A 7,257-nucleotide genomic window follows, 5' to 3' on the forward strand; every position below is an offset into this window, starting at 1 on the left:
TCCGATGCTCCTCAGGAGCTCCTCAAGCTTTCCGATGTTCACACTTATCGGTTCGTTGAATCTGATTTTTAAAGAACTTTTCGCTGTTTGATCAGCGAAAGATTGAGATTATATAGAAGTCGTTTCCTTTTGTCAAGAGCTCGTGAAAAGAATTTTTAATTTCGATTCGAAGCTGCTTGTTTTTGCTGCCTCGTTTCCGAAGCAGGATGCGAATTATGGAGAAGAGAATTCGCTTTGTCAAGAGTTCCGAAAAAATAATTTTTGAACCCCTGAATATGGAAAAGCCGTCCGGTCCCGATGCGGGAGGACGGCTTCAGAGCATCACATTCGGATCGATCAGCCGAGCGGCGCGATCTTTCCTTCTGCCTCAAGCTCCTTTCTGCGGGATTCCTTGAGGACATTCACCCAGACATGACTTCTGCCGGTGCTGTCCTCTTCAAGGTAGACACCCTGGAGCTCGGGGCTGAAGCCCGGGAACCGGTTGATGCCCTCCGCGAGCGCAAGGAAGTATTCGAGCACCGGACCGCCCCAGACTTCTCCCGGGACGCAGCAGATGACTCCGGGCGGGTACGGGAGTGCTCCCTCGAGCGCAATGCGGCCTTCCGCCTCCTCGAGCGGCACGTATTCGGCATTCCCGCGCATGAATTCAAAGTGCGCGGTCTGAGCGTCAAGCGCGATCTTCGGGAAATGCGCCCGGCGGAACATCGCCTTCTGCAGGTCCTTGATGTTGTATTCGCGGCAGTAGTCGTGCATTTCCTGGCAGATTTCGCGGATACGGTACCCTTCGTAGCGGTTTTCATGCGCGGAATAGACCTGCGGAATCACGTCCTTCATGAGCGCGTCGGCTTCAAGAAGCTTCTCAAAGCGCGCAATCTGCGTCGTGAGGGACGAAATCTTCGCCGTCGTCTGCGAGGGCGTGAGCAGGAAGAGAATGGAGTTCAGATCGCACTTCTCGGGCACGACGCCGTGGGCGCGCAGATAGTTGGCGAGAATCGTCGCCGGAACGCCGAAGTCCTCATATTCGCCCGTTTCAGTATCGATGCCGGGCGTCGTGAGAAGGAACTTGCACGGATCCACGAAATACTGATTGGCGCCGTATCCCTCAAAGGCATGCCAGCGTTCGCCGGGCTTGAACTGGAAGAAGCGCTGGTCCTTCGCAATCGTCTCAGTCGGATAGCTCTCCCAGGGGCGGCCCGCCACGAGCGGGGGCACGAAGGGCTGAATGTAGCTGCAGGTGCGCTTGATCTGCTTTCTTGCCTCAATGCCGATCTTCACGCACTCGTCCCAGATGCGGAGCCCCGAGACGCCCGAGTGCATCTTGGCATTGATGTCGATCGACGCAAAAAGCGGATAGAAGGGGCTCGTCGAGGCGTGAAGCATGAAGGCGTTGTTCACCTGCTTGTGCGAGACGTAGCGCGCCTGACCGCGCACATGAGCGTCCTTCTTGTGAATCTGCGAGGTCTGGGAGAACCCTGCCTGCTGCTTATGCACCGACTGAGTGACGAAGATGCCCGGATCCTCGGGCTTCAGATCAAGGAGCAGCGGCGAGCAGTCCTTCATCATCGGGATGAACTGCTCGTACCCCACCCAGGCCGAGTCGAAGAGGATGTAGTCGCAGAGGTGACCAATGCGGTCGAGCACCTGGCGGGCGTTGTAGATCGTGCCGTCATAGGTGCCGAGCTGAATCACGGCGCAGCGGAAGGGACGCGGCGCCTCCGCGCGCTTCGGATCCACTTCTGCGGCGAGCTTTCTCAGTTCCGCTTCGTCGAAGCAGTGATTGTCGATGCCGCCGATGAAGCCGTACGGGTTGCGGGCGGTTTCGAGGTAGACCGGACGGGCGCCTGCGAGAACGAGCGCGCCCTGGTGGCAGGATTTGTGGTTGTTGCGGTCGAAGAGCACGAGATCGCCCGGCGTCAGAAGCGCCGAGAGAACAACCTTGTTCGAGGTCGACGTGCCGTTCAGGACGAAGTAGGTCTTGTCGGCATTGAAGACCTTCGCGGCATGTGCTTCAGCCGCATAGGCCGCACCCTCGTGAATGAGGAGGTCCCCCATGTCGACGTCGGCGTTGCAGAGGTCGGCGCGGAAGATCGTTTCGCCGAAGAAGTTGGCGAACTCGCGGCCGGCCGGGTGGCGGCGGAAGAAGGCGCCGCCCTGGTGGCCCGGGCAGTCGAACTGCTCGTTTGCCGTGCCCACGTAGCGCCTCAAGCTCCGGAAGAAGGGCGGAAGGATCTTCTCTTCATAGCCAGAAGCCGCATCAATCAGCTGACGCACGAAGAAAGGCTCCTCCACCGGATCGTCGTTGACGACGCCCATGCAGCGGCCGATCCATTCGTCGGGCACGTAGCGCCCGCGCTCGACGAAGATGAAGATCGGAATGCCGAATCCATAACCCTCAACGCGGTCGAGCTCGCCGTTCTCCGCGTCCTCGACGGACATCAGAACGACGCCGGTCTCCGTCATCTCCGCTTCGGAGAGCCTTACAACCTGACGATCCTTGGGAAAGTCCTTGAAGGAAACATTGTCACTCACTGCAATTGCAAGCTTCTGCATGTCCTGAAGTCCTTTGGGAAGAATGGCGCGCTTCAAATCAAGCGCTGATGGGTAGTGAAAAAAGATCCGGGGGCCTGTTTCTCCAAAGAGGGGAAGCAGAAAAATGCGAAGTATATCGGCGACGGGCGCCCATTTTCTATTGTCGCCGATAGCGGCATTGAGGAGCGCCGAAAAGAGAAGAAGACCGTCTTCCGGGAATCCCGGCCGACGGTCTTCTTGTTTCTCGCTGAGCTCTTCCCTGCTCCCTCTCGTCTATGGGAGGGAGCAGGTTATTCGGGGACTCAGCCGACCCACTTCCTCGCGTTGCGGAAGATCCGCATCCAGCCCGAGGCGTCGGTCCAGTCATCCGGATGCCAGGAGAGCTCGATCGCGCGGTGGCTGCGTTCGGGGTGCGGCATCATGATCGTGAAGCGTCCGTCATCCGTCGTGAAGGCGGTGAGGCCGCCCTTCGAACCGTTGGGGTTGGCGGGATAGGCTTCCGCAGGCTTCCCGGCGCCGTCCACGTAGCGCGCTGCCGCGCGCGCAAGCACCGCATCGTCGGGATTGAGGTATTCCACCCTGCCCTCGCCGTGGCTCACGACGATCGGAAGGACGGAACCCGCCATGCCGGAGAAGAGGATGGAGGGCGATTCGAGGAGCTCAACCGCCGCGAGGCGCGCTTCGAACTGTTCGGAGCGGTTTCTCACGAAGTTAGGCCAGTGCTTCGCGCCCGGGATGAGGCCGCGCAGACGGCTCATCATCTGGCAGCCGTTGCAGACGCCGAGACCGAAGGTGTCGGGACGGGAGAAGAAGGCCGAGAACTCTTCAACGAGACGGTCGTTGTTGAGGATCGTCTTCGCCCAGCCGCCGCCGGCGCCGAGCACGTCGCCGTAGGAGAAGCCGCCGCAGGCGGCAAGTCCCTTGAAGTCGGCAAGATTGAGTCGGCCCGAGAGAAGGTCCGTCATATGGACGTCCCAGGCTTCAAAGCCCGCACGCGTGAAGGCGGCTGCCATTTCGGTCTGGGAGTTGACGCCTTCCTCGCGCAGGATCGCGATCTTCGGACGAACGCCCGTGTTGATCATCGGGAGCGCAACGTCTTCGTCGACGTCGAACGTGGTCTTTGCAAAAAGACCCTTGTTCAACTCGTCGGCAACAGCGGCGAATTCCTGATCCGCGCATTCGGGGTTGTCGCGGCCGCGGGCAATTTCATGCGAGACCTCGGTCCAGGCGCTCTGGAGCTCAGCGCGCGGGAAGCTTGCGAGGACTTCGCCCTCGCGGACGATTTCGAGCTTGTCTTCCTCGAGGAGCTCGCCCACGAAGTGGCAGCAGTGCGAAAGGCCGAAGGCGCGCATCTGCGCGACCACTTCTTCCGTACGATCCGCCGGGATCTGAATGAGGGCGCCGAGTTCCTCGTTGAAGAGGGTATTCAACACCGTGGCTCCCTTTTCCTGGAGGAGCGACGAGAGATCAAGGCGAATGCCGATGCGGGAGGCAAAGTTCATTTCCGCCGCGGCGGCAAAGAGGCCGCCGTCGGAGCGGTCGTGATAGGCAAGCACGCACCCGGCGAGCTCGAGCTTTCTCAGAGCCGTAATGAAGCGGCCGAGAAGCGCCGGATCCTCGCAGTCGGGCGCCTCGTCGCCGAAGCGCTGCGTCGTCTGAGCAAGGATCGAGCCGCCCATGCGGTTCTTGCCCTGGCCGAGGTCAACGAGAACAAGAACGGACTTGTCGACCCCCTTGCCGCGGCGAAGCTCGGGCGTGAGCGTAAGCGCCGCGTTGGTGACCGGAGCAGCGGCGGAAACAATGAGGGAGACCGGAGACGTAACGGTCTTCTTCTCGCCCGCTTCCGTCCAGTTGGTGCGCATGGAGAGCGAGTCCTTGCCGACCGGAATCGAAATGCCGAGACCGATGCAGAAGCGGCTTGCCGCCTTGACGGCGTCAAAGAGCCGCGCGTCTTCGCCCGGAGCGCCGCAGGCGGCCATCCAGTTGGCCGAAAGCTTCACGCGGGGGAGTTCAATATCGGCAGCGGCCAGGTTCGTGAGCGCTTCGCCGATCGCCATGCGGGAGGCGGCGGCCGAATTGATGACGGCGAGCGGCGTGCGCTCGCCCACGGCCATTGCTTCGCCGCGCAGCGTCTCAAAGCCGAGCGTCGTGACGGCGCAGTCCGCCACCGGCACCTGCCAGGGGCCGATCATCTGGTCGCGCGCAACCAGGCCGCCCACCGAACGGTCGCCGATCGTGATGAGGAAGGACTTGCTCGCCACCGACGGATGACGGATGACGCCGTAGGCCGCGTCCTCGAGATCGATGCCTTCCTCGGCAAAGGGCGTGAGGAACTTCTTCTCGTGCTTCACATCGCGGTGCATGCGGGGGGCCTTGCCGAGAAGCACTTCCATCGGCATGTTGACGGCATCGGCTTCGCCCGGACGCTCGACGAGAAGATCAGCCTCTTCAGTAATGCGGCCGATGACGGCATAGGGGCAGCGCTCGCGCCGGCAGAAGGCGTCGAAGCGGTCAAGCCCGGCCGGATCGAGCGCGATCACGTAGCGCTCCTGCGATTCGTTGCACCAGACTTCCAAGGGCGACATGCCGGTCTCTTCAACCGGAACCTTCGAGAGGTCGAAGCGCGCGCCCTTCCCTGAAAGGTCGGCAAGTTCAGGCATGGCGTTCGAAAGACCGCCCGCGCCCACGTCGTGAATGGCAAGAATCGGGTTCTTTTCGCCCATCGACCAGCAGCGGTCGATCACTTCCTGCGCACGGCGCTCCATTTCGGGGTTGCCGCGCTGAACGCTGTCGAAGTCGAGCGCTTCGGAATTGGCGCCCGTATTCATCGAGCTCGCGGCGCCGCCGCCGAGACCGATGCGCATGCCCGGGCCGCCGAGAACGATAAGAAGGCTTCCCGCAGGGGGAACGAGCTTCTTCGTCTGATCGTCGCGGATGCTGCCGATGCCGCCCGCGAGCATGATGGGCTTGTGGTAGCCGTAGCGGGTGCCGCCCACGTTCGCTTCAAAGGCGCGGAAGTAGCCGAGGAGATTGGGACGGCCGAATTCGTTGTTGAAGGCGGCGCCGCCGAGCGGGCCTTCGGTCATGATGGAGAGCGGGGTCGCAATGCGGCCGGGCGCGCCGTAGGCCTTGGCGGAAGCTTCGCCCGTCGCGCAGTCCGTATCGTTTTCCCACTTTTGCGGCGCTTCAGGAAGATGAAGCGCAGAGGTCGTGAAGCCCGTGAGGCCCGCCTTCGGACGAGCGCCGCGGCCGGTCGCGCCCTCGTCGCGGATTTCGCCGCCCGAACCGGTGGATGCGCCCGGGAACGGGGAAATTGCGGTCGGGTGGTTGTGCGTTTCAACCTTGAACACGGTGTGAACGCGTTCGGTTTCGCGGCGGAAGGTCGCGCCGAAGGGATCCTTTTCGTCGGGACGCGGATAGAGGCGGACCACATCGCGGCCTTCGAAAATGGCCGCATTGTCTGCATAGGCCGTGATGGTTCCGAGGGGCTGCGCCTTATGCGTATCGCGGATCATGCCGAAGAGCGTTTCCTCGCGCGCTTCGCCGTCAATGGTCCAACGGGCATTGAAGATCTTGTGGCGGCAGTGCTCGGAATTGGCCTGCGCGAACATCATGAGTTCGACGTCGGTCGGATCGCGCTGCAGGCGCGTGAAGGCGTCGGCGAGGTAGTCGACCTCGTCCTCGGAAAGCGCAAGACCCATCGAAAGATTTGCGTCCTCAAGGGCCTTCTTCCCTTCCGCCATCAGCGGAACGGTCTCCATGGGCTTGCCCGCGAGATCCGTGAAGAGGTTTTCGCGCGGATAGTCGACCGGAACCACGGACTCCGTCATGCGGTCGTGAAGGAGCGCGAGAAGCGCGCCGCGCTTTTCTTCCGACAGCTCGGCGCCGTCCCTGAGCGCGATCGTGAAGATCGTGCCGCGCTCAACGCGGAGCACCTTTTCGATGCCGCAGTTGCGGGCGATGTCGGTAGCTTTCGAAGCCCAGGGCGAAATCGTGCCGAGACGCGGCACCACCAGGGCTTCGAGAGAAGCCGTAATGGCCTTGTCCGGGCCCGGGCCGTAGTCGAGAAGCGACGCGAGGCGCGAGGATTCGGTATCCGTAAGCTCGTCCGAGGCATGCACAAAATGAATGAAGCGGCTCGAAACCGCTTCAACGGACGGCTCAACGGCACGAAGCGCGCGAAGAAGACGTTCTTCACGGAAGTCCGAGAGCGCACGGGGGCCTTCAAGGTCAAAAACGATGCCGGCAAGGGACGCCATAGCTGCTGATTCCTGTGGAAGGGAAAAAATCGGGATCCTGTCCGCTTTGAGCCGCGAGTGCGGGGAAAGAGCGTCAGGAAAAGTAGGGATAGCCTTAGATTATAAAAGACCCGCTCCATGCAAGGATCTTCGGCCGCAAAGGTTTTGAGCGCTCATCGGGATGACTTCTCCGGCTGCCCGCAGCATCGTTTTCAAGCGGCTTAGTGTTTACGCTTAGAAAAGGTCTGCGTCAGCGCCCGATGCGAATGAGAAGCAGCTTCAGACAGCGTGAAAAGAGAGAAAAATCAAGCCTAACCGCTATACCTTACCGGAATAGCGAAAATCCACAAAAAATTAATAAAAATCAAATAATTAGAGACGCCCGAAATACAATTATTAACAAAGGTATTTAATAGTTGACGGATGGTGCTGTGTGGCGCTTGGGGTCAGGCCGCCTGTGCATAGAGGGTACTCTCATTCGTAAAACAGG

General features: G+C 60.9%; 2 protein-coding genes. Both read right to left on the minus strand.

Annotation, left to right across the window (positions count from 1 at the left end; genetic code table 11):
* Positions 1 to 336: 336 nt before the first annotated feature.
* A complete protein-coding gene (gene speC, locus GBM95_RS10415; protein ID WP_152159032.1) occupies positions 337 to 2,550 on the minus strand; it encodes an ornithine decarboxylase in 2,214 nt (737 codons plus the stop codon).
* Positions 2,551 to 2,831: 281 nt separating this feature from the next.
* Entirely contained in the window at positions 2,832 to 6,788 is a 3,957-nt protein-coding gene (purL, locus tag GBM95_RS10420; protein ID WP_152159033.1) for a phosphoribosylformylglycinamidine synthase, read from the minus strand.
* Positions 6,789 to 7,257 lie beyond the last annotated feature (469 nt).

It is taken from the genome of Sutterella seckii (assembly GCF_009183815.1).
Taxonomy (GTDB): Bacteria; Pseudomonadota; Gammaproteobacteria; order Burkholderiales; family Burkholderiaceae_F; genus Sutterella; species Sutterella seckii.

Bases quoted from the DNA above. Each gene is read 5' to 3' on its own strand.
- speC (WP_152159032.1), bottom strand. From the start codon at position 2,550: ATGCAGAAGCTTGCAATTGCAGTGAGTGACAATGTTTCCTTCAAGGAC.
- purL (WP_152159033.1), bottom strand. From the start codon at position 6,788: ATGGCGTCCCTTGCCGGCATCGTTTTTGACCTTGAAGGCCCCCGTGCG.